At 62.4% G+C, this 14,825-nt stretch carries 12 protein-coding genes and 3 pseudogenes; 9 read left to right on the top strand and 6 right to left on the bottom strand.

Annotated features, from left to right (window positions below; translation table 11 throughout):
* Positions 1 to 14 precede the first annotated feature (14 nt).
* Both nrdR and QQS53_RS08775 read right to left on the bottom strand, forming a co-directional pair.
* Positions 15 to 473 (bottom strand): transcriptional regulator NrdR, encoded by a 459-nt coding sequence (gene nrdR, locus QQS53_RS08780; RefSeq protein ID WP_296204647.1) that lies wholly within the window; start codon positions 471 to 473, stop codon positions 15 to 17.
* A gap of 120 nt (positions 474 to 593) precedes the next feature.
* On the bottom strand, positions 594 to 1,040 hold the full coding sequence (locus QQS53_RS08775; protein WP_472775480.1) for a hypothetical protein: 447 nt from the start codon (positions 1,038 to 1,040) through the stop codon (positions 594 to 596).
* Positions 1,041 to 1,295: 255 nt separating this feature from the next.
* Here QQS53_RS08775 and lexA point away from each other — a divergent pair, with 255 nt between their 5' ends.
* A complete protein-coding gene (gene lexA, locus QQS53_RS08770; RefSeq protein WP_296204643.1) occupies positions 1,296 to 2,000 on the top strand; it encodes a transcriptional repressor LexA in 705 nt (234 codons plus the stop codon).
* Positions 2,001 to 2,256: 256 nt separating this feature from the next.
* Positions 2,257 to 3,039, top strand: coding sequence for a DeoR/GlpR family DNA-binding transcription regulator (locus QQS53_RS08765; protein ID WP_472775479.1), 783 nt, complete (start codon positions 2,257 to 2,259; stop codon positions 3,037 to 3,039).
* 102 nt (positions 3,040 to 3,141) lie between these two features.
* On the opposite strand, the gene ptsP is transcribed toward QQS53_RS08765, so the two are convergent.
* Positions 3,142 to 4,911 carry a phosphoenolpyruvate--protein phosphotransferase gene (gene ptsP / locus QQS53_RS08760; RefSeq protein WP_472775478.1) on the bottom strand — a complete coding sequence of 590 codons (1,770 nt, stop codon included), beginning with the start codon at positions 4,909 to 4,911 and terminating at the stop codon, positions 3,142 to 3,144.
* A 450-nt stretch (positions 4,912 to 5,361) separates the two neighbouring features.
* On the opposite strand from ptsP, the gene QQS53_RS08755 reads away from it, so the two are divergent.
* The 3 genes from QQS53_RS08755 (at position 5,362) to QQS53_RS08745 (ending at position 8,901) form a co-directional block, all read left to right on the top strand.
* On the top strand, positions 5,362 to 6,330 hold the full coding sequence (locus QQS53_RS08755; protein WP_472775477.1) for a 1-phosphofructokinase family hexose kinase: 969 nt from the start codon (positions 5,362 to 5,364) through the stop codon (positions 6,328 to 6,330).
* Between the two features lie 39 nt (positions 6,331 to 6,369).
* Entirely contained in the window at positions 6,370 to 8,508 is a 2,139-nt protein-coding gene (locus QQS53_RS08750) for a PTS fructose transporter subunit IIABC (RefSeq protein WP_472775476.1), read from the top strand.
* 123 nt (positions 8,509 to 8,631) lie between these two features.
* Positions 8,632 to 8,901, top strand: a complete 270-nt coding sequence (locus QQS53_RS08745; RefSeq protein WP_070768454.1) for an HPr family phosphocarrier protein — start codon at positions 8,632 to 8,634, stop codon at positions 8,899 to 8,901.
* A gap of 99 nt (positions 8,902 to 9,000) precedes the next feature.
* On the opposite strand, the gene QQS53_RS08740 is transcribed toward QQS53_RS08745, so the two are convergent.
* The gene (locus tag QQS53_RS08740) at positions 9,001 to 10,743 is read right to left on the bottom strand and encodes an FtsX-like permease family protein (RefSeq protein ID WP_472775475.1); all 1,743 of its coding nucleotides are present in this window, start codon (positions 10,741 to 10,743) and stop codon (positions 9,001 to 9,003) included.
* On the opposite strand from QQS53_RS08740, the gene QQS53_RS08735 reads away from it, so the two are divergent.
* Positions 10,742 to 10,930: a hypothetical protein gene (locus tag QQS53_RS08735; protein WP_472775698.1), complete on the top strand. Its 189-nt coding sequence runs from the start codon at positions 10,742 to 10,744 to the stop codon at positions 10,928 to 10,930. The two genes, QQS53_RS08740 and QQS53_RS08735, sit on opposite strands and share 2 nt — an antisense overlap.
* An 18-nt stretch (positions 10,931 to 10,948) precedes the next feature.
* Here QQS53_RS08735 and QQS53_RS08730 read toward each other — a convergent pair.
* Both QQS53_RS08730 and QQS53_RS08725 read right to left on the bottom strand, forming a co-directional pair.
* Positions 10,949 to 11,389, bottom strand: a pseudogene (locus QQS53_RS08730) (ATP-binding cassette domain-containing protein); the annotation flags it as partial.
* Between the two features lie 30 nt (positions 11,390 to 11,419).
* A complete protein-coding gene (locus QQS53_RS08725; protein WP_472775474.1) occupies positions 11,420 to 11,656 on the bottom strand; it encodes a hypothetical protein in 237 nt (78 codons plus the stop codon).
* Positions 11,657 to 12,296: 640 nt separating this feature from the next.
* Here QQS53_RS08725 and QQS53_RS08720 point away from each other — a divergent pair.
* From QQS53_RS08720 to QQS53_RS08710, 3 genes and pseudogenes are all read left to right on the top strand, one after another.
* Positions 12,297 to 13,323 (top strand): annotated as a pseudogene (locus tag QQS53_RS08720) (IS256 family transposase); the annotation flags it as partial.
* Positions 13,324 to 13,641: 318 nt separating this feature from the next.
* A complete protein-coding gene (locus tag QQS53_RS08715; RefSeq protein ID WP_472775473.1) occupies positions 13,642 to 14,013 on the top strand; it encodes an SdpI family protein in 372 nt (123 codons plus the stop codon).
* A gap of 115 nt (positions 14,014 to 14,128) precedes the next feature.
* A pseudogene (locus QQS53_RS08710) lies at positions 14,129 to 14,749 on the top strand (transposase); the annotation flags it as partial.
* Positions 14,750 to 14,825: the final 76 nt, after the last annotated feature.

Genomic DNA, 14,825 nt, shown 5'->3' with positions numbered 1-14,825 from the left:
GCGGCAGCGGGAGCCTAAAAACTGCTGCGGTCGCGGCGCTTCATCAGGCGGATCTCCGACTCGAAATCGTCCGCGCTGTCGAAGGACTTATACACGGAGGCAAAGCGCAGGTACGCCACCTCATCGAGGTCGCGCAGCGGGTCGAGGATGGCAAGGCCAATATCGTTGGCGTTGATCTGGGAGCTGCCGTGGCTGCGCACGGTCTCCTCCACCTCCTGGGCTAGGCGCTTGAGCGCGTCGTCTGAGACGTCGCGGCCCTGGCAGGCGCGGCGCACGCCGCGGATCAGCTTGTCGCGGCTGAAGGGCTCGGACAGCCCGTTGCGCTTAACCACGGACAGCACCGCCTTTTCGACCGTGGTGAAACGGCCCCGGCACGAAGAACACTCGCGCCGGCGGCGGATGGACGCACCCGCGTCAACGACGCGGGAATCAATAACGCGTGACTGCTCGTGGTGACAAAATGGGCAATACAATGTGGCTCGCTCCCCGTATCTTTCTAGCTTTCCGGCTCAATCCGCCACCGCAGATAAAGCGGATGCGCTACCAGTCTACTGCGCCGGAGCGCGCCTCAACCGGCCGGGCGAGCCCGCCTACTAGTTCAGGGTCGCCTGCTGGGTCACGGCGCTGTCCGTCGTGCCCAGGGAACCGGCCGCATCCGTGCCGTCGACCAGGCCCATGCCCGCCGCCAACGTGCCCAGGAAGACGGCGAATCCGAACACAGCACCGAGCGCGTAGTTGCCCTTCTGGCGCGCCTGCTCAGTAACGGCGCCGCGCGGCTGCCCTGCGAAATCCTCGGCACTCAACGCGGGCTGCGAACGACGGTCTGTTCGATTATCTAGCGTGAGGGTTCGAGAATAACGCTCACTCGTGCCGGCCGGCCCGCCTCCCGGCCAGCCGGCGTTGGGGTTGCGGTTTCCGGAAAAGGGGGCGGAAGGCTCCCACACCGCGGCCGCGGGGACCACGGAAGGCGCGAGGGCGCCGGAGCGGTAAGCTGCATGTTCGGTGTTAGCAATACGGCGGTCATCAAATGCGAGAGTCATAGTAATCTTTCCTTTCTTGGTGCCACCGAGTCTAAATCTGGACCCCGACATGGCGCCGGCTTTTCTTCGTTCGAATGTTCGAATTAGGTTCTGTGTTCGATTTATAGCAGGCTTCCCAGAGTTTGTCTAGCGCGCGGTCGAAGATCTCGAACATTTGTACTTTTCGTGCTAGAAATGAAGGTAGGAATTTACGCGGGCCCGCAGTGCCTGTGACCGACTATCCGACCTGCCAACCAACTTGGAGAGTTAAAGACCATGGCCCGACCCAGCAAATCCTCACAGAAGCCCACCCTGGACTCCTTGAGTGCCCGCCAGCGGCGCATCCTCGAGGTCATTCACGACGCCGTGCTCCTGCGCGGCTACCCGCCGAGCATCCGCGAGATCGGTGACGCGGCCGGCCTCCAGTCCACCTCCTCGGTGGCCTATCAGCTCAAGCAGCTGGAGGAAAAGGGCTTCCTGCGGCGCGATCCCAACAAGCCGCGTGCGGTCGACGTTCGCCACCTCAACACTGAGAAGGAAGACGCGAAGGCCGAGAAGGCCAGCAAGTCCGCCGAGCTCCCCCAGACCCCGCCGGACGCGGGCCAGGTCAGCTACATCCCCGTCGTCGGGCGCATTGCCGCCGGGACCCCCATCACGGCCGAAGAAAACATCGACACCTATTACCCCATGCCGGACGAGGTCGTCGGCGGCGGGGACCTCTACATGCTGCAGGTCGTAGGCGACTCCATGCGGGACGCCGGCATCCTCGACGGGGATTGGGTCATCGTTCGCTCGCAGTCCACGGCCGAGGAAGGCGACTTCGTCGCGGCCCTACTGGACGGCGAGGAGGCAACCGTCAAGGAATTCCACCGCGACTCCACCGGCGTCTGGCTGCTGCCGCACAATGACGCTTACTCCCCCATCAACGGGGACGAATCAGAAATCATGGGCAAGGTCGTCTCCGTGATGCGCAAGCTTTAATTCCCCGGAACATCCCGCGTTATTCCCCCTTTCTGAGGTAATCAGGCATGCAAAATCTCACGCCGTGTGTGTGATCCCGGGTCCGGTTTGTCCGATCTACCTCAAGAGATACCCAAGCAGCCCAAGAATCGGGCGCTTGGGTTGTTCTGTTTGTGTTTGCCCACGCGGTTTTTCTGAGACAATTTGAGTAGACCCATTTCACCGTGTGCGCTAACCCATCAGCGTGCGTACCCACGGACCGAGGAGAACTACCCCCATGTATGCAGAAGAACGCCGTCGGCAGATTGCGTCCCTCACCGCCGTCGAGGGACGCGTCAATGTCACGGAACTCTCCCACAAATTCAACGTCACCGCAGAAACCATTCGCCGCGACTTGGCCGTTTTGGACCGGGAAGGCGTGGTGCACCGCGTCCACGGCGGCGCGGTGGCCTCGCAGACCTTCCAGACCGCCGAGTTCACCCTCGACACGCGCTCGCGCTCGGCCACGGGGGCAAAGTCCGCGATCGCCGAGGCCGCCCTCGAGTTCCTCCCCGAGACCCCAGGCAGCATCTTCTTGGACGCCGGCACCACCACGAATGCCTTAAGCGACCTGATCGCCGCCAGCCCGCTGGCCAACCAGCTGTCCATCGTGTCCAACAGCTTGCCCATTGCCCTGTCCCTGGCTAATAACGGCATCAAGGACGTCCAGCTGCTGGGCGGTACGGTACGCGGCATTACCCAGGCGGTAGTCGGTGACACCGCCCTGCGCACCATGGCGCTGCTGCGCGCCGACGTCGCCTTCATCGGCACCAACGCCCTGACCCTGGACCACGGCCTGTCCACGGCGGACGCGCAGGAGGCGGCCATCAAGGCCGCGTTCGTCACCAACGCCCGCAAGGTCGTTGTCCTGTGCGACTCTTCCAAGCTGGGCAACGACTATTTGGTCAGCTTTGCCAAGATCTCCGACATCGACGTCGTCATCACGGACTCGGCGGCACCGCAAAGCTTCGTCGACGCGCTACGCGAGCGCGAAATCACGGTCGTCACCGCCGACGCTTAAAGAAGGGCCTTTCCCTCCCTTCCCCCACATACCAAACACCCGGCGCAGGCCCGCAACTTGAAAAGCGGGGCCTGGGCCGGGTGTGATGTTTTTCGGCGGCGTTTAGTTGTCCGCCGCGGGGCGGGAGAATTCCTCGATGAGCTCGCGGACCTTCTCGCGGGCCTCAGAGGGGCCTTCGCAGGACACGGCCGCTGCTGCGATCTTCTGGCAGTCCTCAAAGCTCAGCTCGGCTAGCTGCGCGCCCACGCCGGCAACGGCGGTCGAGGCGGCCGACAGGGAGTTAACGCCCAGGCCGGTGAGCACCGCGGCGAGCATCGGATCCGCGGCGGCCTCGCCGCAGACGCCGACGGGGACGTTGTTGTCGCCGCCGACCACGCAGGTGTGCTGGATAAGCCGCAGCACGGCCGGCTGCCACGGGTCGGTCAGGTACGCCAGCTGCGGCGACAGGCGGTCCGCGGCCATGGTGTACTGGGTCAGGTCGTTCGTGCCGATGGACACGAAGTCGAGGTGCGGCATGATGGTGTCTGCCATCAGGGCGGCGGCGGGGACCTCAATCATCGCGCCCGGAATCAGGTTGCGCTCCCGGCACAGGCCGGCGAACCAACGGGCCTCGTTCGCGGTAGCCACCATCGGCGCCATGACCCAGGTCTGCGCGCCTTCCGGGCGCTGCTCGGCGGCCTGGGCGATGGCGTCCAACTGCCGGGTCAGCAGCGACTCGTTGTCGCGGGCGATACGCAGGCCGCGCACGCCGAGCGCCGGGTTCTCCTCGTCATCGAGGGTGGCGTAGCTAATAGGCTTGTCCGAGCCGGCGTCCAGGGTGCGCACGACGACCTTGCGGTCGCCGAAGGCGTTGAAGACCTTGGCGTAAATTTGGGCCTGCTCGTCGACACTCGGCTCCTCCGAAGCGTTGAGGAAGGACAGCTCGGTGCGGTACAGGCCCACGCCCTCGGCCTGGGTGCCGGCCGCCAGCCGCGCGGCGTTGCCGTCGGCGACGTTGGCCAGCAGCTGCACGCGGTAGCCGTCGTTGGTTTGCGCCGGGCCTTCCCACTGGGCGATCTTGGCGGCCTTGGCCTGGTATTCGGCCACGGCGGCCCGCGAGCTTTCGGAGTCCGCGCCGGTCTCGACCAGCCCGCGGGAACCGTCCACGAACAGCCACTGCCCTGCGGAAAGCTCGCGCAGCTTCGCGCCCGTGGCCACTATGCACGGGATGTCCAGCTGGCGCGCGATGATGGCGGTGTGGCTGGTGGGCCCGCCCAGCTCGGTCACCAGGGCCTTGATCCGGTCGATGTCCAGCGTCGCGGTATCCGCCGGCGCCAGGTCGTCGGCCAGGAGCACGGCCTCGCCCTCGACGTAGGGCAGGCCCGGCTCGTCCTCGCCGCGCAGCTCCGCGATGACGCGATCGCGCACGTCCTTCAGGTCCGTCGTGCGCTCGGCCATGACGCCGCCGGCGGATTCGAACATCGAGACAAACTTGTCCGTGGCGGCGACGACCGCGTATTCCGCGCCATTGCCGCCGCGCACGTTCTTGCGCACCGTCTTGTGCCAGCCCTTGTCCCGCGCCATCGAGGCAGTGGCCTTCAGGACCTCCGCCGCGTGGCCCTCAGCGCTTGCCGCCCGGCCCTCGAGGCGCTGCGCGACGGTTTCCGCGGCCTGTTGGAAGCGCGCAAACTCGGCCTCGCGCTGGCCTTCTGCGACGATGGCCTCGCCGGATTGCGGCAGCTGCGGGCGGGGACGTACCCACACCGCGGGAGCGTAGGCGACGCCGGCCACCACACCGGTGCCCGCGATGGTGCCCCGCTGTCCGGCTTCGTTAGCCGCAGCGCTCGCCGACGTGGTGTCCGCCAAGCTGCCAGTGTTGTCGGTGTTGGTCATGTAAAACTTCTCCCTACGTCTAAAGACTAAGTAGACAAGATCGATATACGCGTTGTGAAGGCAATCCTACTCAGGCTCGCCAGTACTCACTAGATACAAATTCTGCAGCTCTTCCGGAGCCGGCCCGGGGCCGCCTCGGCCCCGCAGAACAAGACTCGGGGTGGCCCTAGCAGCCTCCGCAAGAGAACAACTTTCCGCCTAGTCTACCGAGACCCACGAAAAACCACATATACCCATTGACATACGGGCATAATCGGGCAACAATACGAAGTAAACGTCTGCAAACGTTGTCACGCGTTACAGCTCGTTGACATTGACCCCTCGACCACTCGGCCGCGACCCGCCGCCTAGTCCCACCCCGCCCTGTGCCCTGCGCCGGCGGTTAAGGACAACTAGCGGTGAAACGCGGAACGCATGGTCGAAGCGCCCGCCGGAGGAAGCCCACCCACTATGATTTTGACGCTGACCCCTAACCCCAGCATCGACGCGACCCTGTCCCTCGATGAACCGCTGACCACCGGGCTGGTCCACCGCGCCCGGTCCGTCTCCCAAGTCGCCGGCGGCAAAGGGATCAACGTCACCCACGCCGCCTACCTGGCGGAGCACCCCACCGTTGCGCTGTTTCCGGCCGGCCCATCGGACCTCTTCCTCTCCCTGGTTGAGGAGGCCTCCCTGCCCTACGAGGCGGTACCCCTCGAGCAGACCATCCGCGTGAACACGACGATCACCGACCCGGCCGGTGACACCACCAAGATCAACGGCCCCGGCCCCTTGGTAGGCCCGGAGGTCCAGCAAGAGATCATCCAGCGCCTGGGCGCCCTGTCGGCCAACGCGGACTGGGTGGTCCTGGCCGGCTCCCTGCCGCCGGGCTGCCCGACCGACTGGTATTCCTCGCTCATCAAGGCCCTGCGCAGCGCCTCCCCGCGGACCCGGATAGCGGTAGACACCTCTGACCAGCCGATGCTGGAAATCGCCCGTAACCTGGAGGCGGCCGCACCGGACCTGCTCAAGCCCAACGGCTTCGAGCTCGGCCAGCTCGCCGGCGAAGACGGACTCGCCCTCGAGGAGCAGGCCGCGGGCGGCGATTATTCTGGAGTCGTGGCTGCTGCCCGCTCCGTGGTGCAGCGCGGAGTGGCCGAAATCCTGGTGACCCTGGGCGGTGCCGGCGCGGTACTCGTGACCGCGGATGGGGCCTGGGTGGCCACGCCCCCGGCCGCCGAGGTCGTCTCCACGGTCGGCGCCGGCGACTCCGCACTCGCCGGTTACCTGCTGGCGCGTACCAATGGGACCAGCCGCCCGGAGTCGCTCCGCCAGGCCGTCGCCTACGGCACGGCCGCCGCGGGCCTGGCCGGTACCACCCTGCCTCGGCCGGACCAGATCGACCTGGCGGGCACCACGCTCGACGAACTTGATAACTAAACATCCTTTCCCGAAATCCTAAAGAAATGGAGCTGTCTCATGGCTTCTGAAATCATCACCGCCGACCTGGTGGCCCTTGATGCCCACTTCGGTGATTCCGTCGACTCGGTCATCACCGAGCTGGCCACGCTGGTGCACGCCACCGGCCGCGCCACGGAGGTCGAAGGCTTGGCCCAGCCGGCCATCGAACGCGAGTCGAAGGGACGCACCGGCGTGGCCGGGCAGGTCGCCATCCCGCACTGCCGCTCCGCCGCGGTCACCGAGCCGACCCTGGCCTTTGCCCGGCTGGCCGACGGCGTCGACTTCTCCGGCCCGGACGGCGACGCGAACCTGGTCTTCCTCATCGCCGCCCCCGAAGGCGGCGGCAAGGCCCACCTGAAGATCCTGTCCAAGCTGGCCCGCGCGCTGGTCCGCCCGGACTTCCTCGAGGTCCTGCGCACCGCTCAGCGCCCGGAAGAGGTCGTCGAGGCCGTGCTCGGCGTGGTCAACGCCGAAAAGAAGCCGAAGAAGCAGGCCGCTGATACTACCGGTAGCGCCGGGGCGCAGGCCGGGGCCGCCGCGGCCACGGGTGCCGCTCCATCTCATGGCACTGATGCCACCGGTGCGCAGGAGTCGGCGTCCGGTGCCGCGGTCACGCGTATCGTGGCGGTGACCGCCTGCCCGACCGGTATTGCCCACACCTACATGGCAGCCGACGCGCTGACGCAAAACGCGGATACCCGCTCCGATATCGAGCTCCACGTGGAGACCCAGGGCTCCGCCAACCAGGAGCCGCTTCCCGGCAGCGTCATCGAGGCTGCCGATGCCGTCATCTTCGCCACCGACGTCGGGGTCCGCGACCGCGAGCGCTTCGCCGGCAAACCGGTAATCGAGTCCGGCGTCAAGCGCGCCATCAACGAGCCCGGCACCATGCTGGATGAGGCCGTGGCGGCCGCGCAGAACCCGAACGCCCGCAAGGTCAGCGGTACCGCCGCGGCCCAGTCCAACGAGGCCGAGGAAGGCGCCAAGCTGGGCTGGGGCAAGCGCATCCAGCAGGCGATCATGACCGGTGTGTCCTACATGGTCCCGTTCGTGGCCGCCGGCGGCCTCCTGCTGGCGCTCGGCTTCCTCTTCGGCGGCGCGGACGTCGCCAACGGCTGGCAGGCCATTACCACCAACTACTCCCCGACCAACCTGCCGGGCAATACCGTTGAGGTCGACGGGGCGATGATGGAATTCCAGCGCTCCGGGATGATGCTCTACCTGGGCGCGGTCCTGTTCGCCACCGGCCAGGCCGCCATGAGCTTCATCGTGGCCGCGCTGTCCGGCTATATCGCTTTCGCGCTGGCCGGCCGCCCCGGCATCGCCCCTGGCTTTGCCGGCGGCGCCATCGCCGTGCTGCTGGGCGCCGGCTTTATCGGCGGCCTGGTCACCGGCCTCATCGCCGGCTTGGTCGCCATGTGGATCGGCAGCTGGAAGGTCCCGCGCTGGCTGGGTTCCCTGATGCCAGTGGTCATCATCCCGCTGTTTGCCACCCTAGTCGTCGGCGTGCTGATGTACATGCTCCTGGGTGCGCCGCTGGCCGGCATCATGGAGGGCCTGCAGAACTGGCTGCGCTCCATGACCGGTTCCTCGGCGGTCCTGCTAGGGCTTATCCTCGGCCTGATGATGTGCTTCGACCTGGGCGGCCCAGTCAACAAGGCGGCCTACCTCTTTGCCACCGCCGGCCTGTCCACCGGCGACCAGGCCTCCATGGAGATCATGGCCGCGGTCATGGCAGCCGGTATGGTTCCGCCCATCGCCCTGTCGCTGGCCACGTTCATCCGCAAGAACCTGTTCACCCCGGCGGAGCAGGAAAACGGCAAATCCGCCTGGCTGCTGGGCCTGTCCTTCGTCTCGGAGGGCGCCATCCCGTTCGCCGCGGCCGACCCGTTCCGCGTCATCCCCGCCATGATGGCCGGCGGAGCCGTGACCGGCGCTATCTCCATGGGCATGGGGGTTACCTCCCGCGCCCCGCACGGCGGCATCTTCGTGCCGTTCGCCATCTCCCCGGTGGGCAGCTACTTCCTGGCGATCATCGCCGGCGTGGTGGTCTCCACCATCTGCGTGCTGGCGCTCAAGCAGTTCTGGCCGAACAAGGCTGTGCGTGAGGCCGCCGCGAAGGACGCCGCCGCCCAGGCCGAGCCCGCCGCGGCTTAAAGCACACCCCGCGGCGCTACCGCTTCCGTCACAGTCGCGCGCACACCGGCGCGGGGCGTGGCACGCGGTACTAGGGCGCCGTAGACTGGGGCAGAAAACAACCGATGAAAGGATTGATTAATCATGGCTTCCAAGACCGTCAAGGTAGGTTCCTCCGTGGGCCTGCACGCCCGCCCGGCTTCCATCATCGCTGACGCCGCTGGCGAGTTCGACGAGGACATCTTCCTCAACCTCGTGGGCGAAGACGATGACGACGAGACCGATGCCGCCTCGTCCCTGATGATCATGGCCCTGGGCGCCGAGCAGGGCGACGAGGTCACCGTCACCTCCGAGAACTCCGAAGCCGTCGAGAAGATCGCTTCCCTCATCGAGCAGGATTTGGACGCCGAGTAAAAGGTCCTAAAGCTGCAGCCTGTAATCTGCAGTAATTAGCAAGGAAATCCCGCCCACGCGGCGGGATTTTTGCATCTTTAGGCGCCGGCACGCCAGTGTCTAGGGCGCTTCTGCACCACGCTCGTCCTTGTCTGGGGTTGGCAAGAAGGCAGTCGCGCTCGTACCTAAGAAGACGAGGACAAAGAGCACCCATAGCCCTGGGGGAAGGTAAGGCAGCAGCGCCCCCGGGTACCCCGAGACCGCGACATGGACGGCGACCGTGTACCAGATGCCCACTAGGAGCGCTGTCAGCATGGCAACGCAGTACGGAAAGAGGATTGCCCAGAACTCTGCTCGCTGGATCGCGCCTTGGGTACGGCCCAGAAGACGCAGTGGTGAGAAGAACGCGTGCAGATTGGCCCGCTTGCCCATCACAGAGACCGCGAGGACCAGACAGATCGCCAGCAGAGTGTAGGCCGCGGTGGGGACGAAGCCGGCGGTTCCGTCGCCGTGGGGCCCGTACATGATCTGGCTATCCATATCCACGTGCCGTACCCAATCCTGCGCGGACTCCACCCGGAGATGATCCGGTGCGCTAGCCGATTCTGCGACCACGGGAAGCCCCCATTCCGGTTTGACCGGAGACTCGCTAGAGATACCGGAGAACGGCACCATGAAGTCTGGGTAGAAGGGGCTGTGGGCTTTCACCGGCGCCGCGGGCGAGAGTAGCTGCCCTATCACGTGGTCATTCGATCCTGCCAGAGAATAGTCAGACGCCTTCTCCATCGGTACGGAGGTCTCCCCCGCGGCTTCGAAGTCCGAAGGCTGCCAGTAGACCACCCCACGGCAGTCGTCGCCGATCTCCTCGCATACACCGTCTGCTTCCTGTGCTTCCAGCAGGCGAAAATCTTGGCCAACGACGACTGGGCCCGCTTGGAAATTCTGGGAGCCTACGTAATTTGCCGCCCATAACGAGGTCTGTGCACCTGTGAAGCCTGCCAGCGGAATGGCCACGAGCGCGGTAGCAAGCCCCACCCTCGAGGTCGTCCCGACGGTTTCGGAGGAGCGGATGCCTAGCGCGGGTGCCGACCATCCGCTCACCTTTTTGATCGCCGCGGCTGCCCAGCGAGCTAGCGCCCGGGCGAAGGGGCCTGCAAGTGCGACAGCGAGGAACGGCAAGGTGAAGACTAATATCAACACGACAGGTCCCGGCGGAGTCGTCACCATGCACCAGATACCCGCGGCAATATTGACCACTGCGAGTAGTAGGCCAACCAGCCCCACCAAGGACTTGGACTTACCTACTGTCGCCGCTTCCCGATCCCCGGTTTTGGCCAGCACCTTGTCGACGTTGAGAATCCCCACGCCGAGGAGGTACAGGGGGACTAAGACCAGCAGTGACGACCAGGCAACGTCAATGGGCGAGCCCCAGCGATCTGGCAGCTGCTTGTTGAGCCCTAGCAGAATCACCTTGAAAAGCGGCGTCGCCAACACCCGTCCCAACACGACCGCCGAAACGCTTGCCAGAAGCGCCAGGCACGCCCCTTGCAGCAGCAGGTGCCGGGTGAAAAACGCCCTGCCTATGCCGAGAATCCGCAGCGCGTGCACGGTATTTCGGTGGTCAGCGATAAAATTCTGATGCGCCAACCGGACCCCGGCGAATGCCGGGATGATCGCGATCAGGCTCATATTCGTCACGCCGGCCTTGAAGTCGCTGCTTCCGCCAGTCGAGAATGCGACGTAAAGGATGGTGCCGACGAGCGTGCCTATTACTACCGCAGCCAGTACGATTCCCCCGATGAAGGGGCGCGCCGTCACCAACAGCTCTCTCCGGTAGGCGGCGGTGGGAGTCATGGTCTTCATGAGCTATGCCCCCCATCTGCAGCAGCGTTTCTGCCTGCCCGTCGAAAAGCTCGCGGTGGGAGCAATAGACCACTACGGCTCCCCGCTTCGCCGACTGGCGCAGCAAATCCTCGACCACGGTGATATTCGCGCCATCAAGCGCACTGACGGGCTCATCCATGAGCACCAGGTCCGGTTGAGAAGCTAGTGCCTGGGCCACTGCAACGCGCTGGCGCTGACCCCCGGACAACTCTGCCGGCAGGGCTTCTGCGAAAGGCTGCATGCCCAACGTGCCAAGCAGCTCTTCCCTGCCCTGGGCGTCGAGGCCCCGTCCGGCCACGTGAACTGCCAGCTCGAGGTTCTCCCGGCAGTTGAGGCTAGGCAGGAGGGTCGGTGCCTGAGGGGCGTACCCGACGTGCGCGGCGCGCCACGAAGTTAGCTGCTTGGCAGCGCCCTTTCCGACCTGTTTACCGTCGATGGTTACCCTGCCTTCACTGGGCGAGCGCAGGCCGGCTAACAGGTCCAGAACCGTGGATTTACCGCTTCCCGATGGACCCCGGACCTCGTAGATGCCAGGCCGTGACAACGACAGCGCGGCATCCCGCAGAATATATGGCCCATATTTCGAGTATCGAAAAGAGATTTCATTCCAAACTATTGCAACCATCACAATTCCTATGTTGTTAGAGGGCGTACGCTACCCGAGCACCAAAACATTATCGGCAATTGCACGAACACGTTTATCGTGAGTGACAATTACCCAAGTACGGGTGCTGCGATATTCACGTAGCGTTGTCAAGAAGCGTTCGACAATTTCATCGTTTAAACCGTTCGTCGGCTCATCCAGAATGATCCCACGACGGCCCAATGTCAGGGCATAGATAATTGACAATCTTTTCATTTCGCCACCCGAAAAAGCAGCGCCATAAAACACGTTCTTTTACAAATACTAAATAGGTTTTATCCATGCTTTCCACATACGAGTTTTATTTAATCGTAAAGATTTCTGGGGCCGCCGACCGAGTCAAACCACTTAACAATAATCTCCCTGACGAAGGTAAAGACCGAGGTGAGCTTAATCCGCCCCCGGTCTTTACACGTCGATTCACTATTTATAATTTCTGCAGAACGCAGTGCTCCAGCGGGATTCACACACAGGACCGCATGTAGTCATCGATGCGCTTCCGTCAGCTTCAGCCCCAAACTCTGGAACAGTGCACGAAATTTCCTGAAGTTCATAAAAAGACATGGTCACCTACTTTCGACCCTGCCACGTACTATTCGTACCCTCTAATCCATGATACTGCTACCCTATTTCAGAAAGTAGTTAAAGATTAATCCGTAGTTTACTTTGCAGTTAAAAAATTGCTGGTAATTCATCTGTGGTTTACCTAGAATTACCATCGAGACTCAGCCAATCCAGCTACCAGCTTCCCACCCCCAAGGAAAACAGTCGGTTGCGTCATTTAGAGTGGTGTAACGCCTGCTGATGGTGGGCCCCGGAAATAGTGGGGCGGTCACCGTCAGTTAACCTTTCGACTCAACTACCACATCTCACCGAAAGGCACACGACGATGACCGCTGCACCGCATTCTATCGACCCGGCAACCTAATTTGGATGATCTGCTCGCCGAAGCTTCTCCGGATGTGATGCGCCAGATGCTGCAAGGTTTTATCAACCAGATCCTCTCCGCCCAGGCTGACACCGTCTGCGGCGCCGAAATAGGGTGTCGCCTCCACCGAACGGGTCAACCACCGCAAAGGGGTACTGCCACCGCGACTTTGACACCCGTGTCGGCACTATTGATGTGGCAGTACCGAAACTGCGCTACGGCGCGTTCTTCCCGGACTGGCTGCTCGAGCGCCGTACGCGCACGGAACGAGCCTTATCGACCGTGATTGCAACCTGCTACCTTAAAGGCGTCTCGACCCGCAGGATGAATGATCTGGTAGCAACACGAGGCATTGCCAACATGTCGAAATCCCAAGTTTCACGCATGTCGGAAGAACTCGACGTGATGGTCGCCGATATCAAAAACCGCCCGCTCGATCCCGGCGGATATGCCTACCTGTCGTGCGATGCGTTTACGATCAAAGTCTGTGAAGGCGGCCGGGTAGTCACATGCTCAAGTACTGCTTGCCACCGGAGTCAACGCCGACGGGTACCGCGAAATGTTTGGCATGCATGTTGCCACCGCGGAATCTAACGCGTCGTGGACAGGCTTCTTCCACGATTTAAAAGCCCGTGGACTTCGTGGTGTCTACTTGGTCACCAGTGATGCCCACGAAGGCATCCAGCACGCCATTTCCGAAGTGTTGCCCAATGCGTCGTTGCGGCGGTGCCGCACCCATTTCGCGAAGAACCTCTACGAAAAGGTTCCGAAAATGCAGTGGCCGATGGTCTCTGCGATGTTCCAGACAATCTTTCAGCAACCAGATGCCCAGTCCACCTGGGCTCAAGCCCACGAGGTTGTCGACCTAGTGGAGCCGAAATTCCCTCACGTTGCGGCCTATGTGGAGGAATCACTCGATGAGGTTGTGGCGTTTACCGCAGCACCGAAACCAGTCTGGACGAAGGTGTGGTCAAACAACCCCACAGAAGGGCCTGACCCCCGAACTTCATACCGAGCCGAAAGCAAAACGGCTACACCACTACACAGGACTTGACCAGGCAAAAGCCGTGACCGTGAACTAGATAAACTGCTAGTATGACTGGCGGTTGCGTTTATCGGTCGGCGAAAACTCGCCAGTCAGGAAATGTACCAGTCGCTATCGACGAACAGCCCTTGAAGCTGATCAGCACGTCTCGCTCAAAACTTTGGGTGGAGAAGGTGCTCTTACGATTAGCAAAATCCCTTTGCTTTTGAAGGATCGCCATACCAGGAGGAAGGCGAACAAATTGGAACAGGAGAGAGAAAAATGTTTGGCTACATTTCATTGATGGGCGGAGTACTGCTCTTGGCCATCGTCTCGTACGGCATGTCAAGATTTGCAAAAGCGGGAGATTTGGAACGAAACGATGCCATCGGAATACGAACGAAGTCGACTCTTGTATCGGACGAGGCTTGGATCGCGGGCCACAAAGCCGCCGTGCCGTATCTGAATGCTACGGGACTTGTGGGTGCGATTGGTTTCGTTACTTCACTGGTTGCGCTACCATTTGTTCAGGAATCCGGCACCCTCGCCAGTACATGGGTTTACACAATTCCAGCAGTTGCGTTCTTAGTTGAGTTACTGGTTCTACTCTGGACAGTATCGAGAGCGAATCAAGAAGCGAACCTAGTTTCATAATCACCGGTTGCGTCTTTTAGTGTGGTGTAACGCTTGCTGATGATGGGCCCCGGAAATAGGAGGGTGCCAGGAAGTTTGTGTGTGAGGCTCTGATCCGGAAGGAGTTTCACCGATAATGGCAACGGCGACAACGAAGAAAAACCATGACCAGGACAAGGTCAACGAGATCCGCGAGAAGCTGATGGAAAATCCTTAAGCTCGTCAAGCTGATTGGCGAGTTGTCGAGGTCCACCGATGACGCCAGCGACCTGGTTAAAGGCCTGTTGCAGGCATCGATTAACGCTGGTCTGCAGGCGGAAATGGATGCCCATTTGGTCTAGGGTCATTCCGGCCGGACGATGAAGTCCCAGGTTGAACCACCACAGGGTAGTAACCACCGCAACGGGTCGTACACCAAGACGGTTAACTCTGGGTACGGCGCGTTGGGAGTGACCGTGCCCAGGGATCGTTCTGGCACGTTTACTCCCCGGATGGTGCCCCGGGGCGCACGCCGGCTGACAGATCTCGACGACATGATCATCTCGCTGTACGCCGGTGGGATGACAGTGCGTGATATTCAGCACCATTTTCGGTCCACCCTGGGGATGGATATGAGCCCGGATACGATCAGCACGATTACCGATGCGTCTCTTAGACGAGGTCATGATCCGGGTAGAACCGTCAGCTCGACTGGTTCTACCCAGTAATCTTCCTTGATGCGCTCCGCGTGAAGATCCGCGATGACCACCGTGTAGTTGGGGTTGCCCGCAAATCGTGGACACGTAGTAGAGCTACCTAGTGGTTAGGCAGCTATTTCTTTTTTACTGGTGGTT

Source organism: Corynebacterium sp. 2571A (assembly GCF_055700935.1).
The sequence above is the reverse complement of the archived record's forward strand: the minus strand, read 5'-3'. Positions and strand labels throughout refer to the sequence as shown.

Excerpts from the sequence above, each read along its gene's own strand:
- QQS53_RS08715 (WP_472775473.1), top strand. The coding sequence starts at position 13,642 with ATGTTTGGCTACATTTCATTGATGGGCGGAGTACTGCTCTTGGCCATC.
- QQS53_RS08755 (WP_472775477.1), top strand. The coding sequence starts at position 5,362 with ATGATTTTGACGCTGACCCCTAACCCCAGCATCGACGCGACCCTGTCC.
- QQS53_RS08775 (WP_472775480.1), bottom strand. The coding sequence starts at position 1,040 with ATGACTCTCGCATTTGATGACCGCCGTATTGCTAACACCGAACATGCA.
- ptsP (WP_472775478.1), bottom strand. The coding sequence starts at position 4,911 with ATGACCAACACCGACAACACTGGCAGCTTGGCGGACACCACGTCGGCG.
- QQS53_RS08745 (WP_070768454.1), top strand. The coding sequence starts at position 8,632 with ATGGCTTCCAAGACCGTCAAGGTAGGTTCCTCCGTGGGCCTGCACGCC.
- QQS53_RS08750 (WP_472775476.1), top strand. The coding sequence starts at position 6,370 with ATGGCTTCTGAAATCATCACCGCCGACCTGGTGGCCCTTGATGCCCAC.
- lexA (WP_296204643.1), top strand. The coding sequence starts at position 1,296 with ATGGCCCGACCCAGCAAATCCTCACAGAAGCCCACCCTGGACTCCTTG.
- QQS53_RS08765 (WP_472775479.1), top strand. The coding sequence starts at position 2,257 with ATGTATGCAGAAGAACGCCGTCGGCAGATTGCGTCCCTCACCGCCGTC.
- QQS53_RS08740 (WP_472775475.1), bottom strand. The coding sequence starts at position 10,743 with ATGAAGACCATGACTCCCACCGCCGCCTACCGGAGAGAGCTGTTGGTG.
- QQS53_RS08735 (WP_472775698.1), top strand. The coding sequence starts at position 10,742 with ATGAGCTATGCCCCCCATCTGCAGCAGCGTTTCTGCCTGCCCGTCGAA.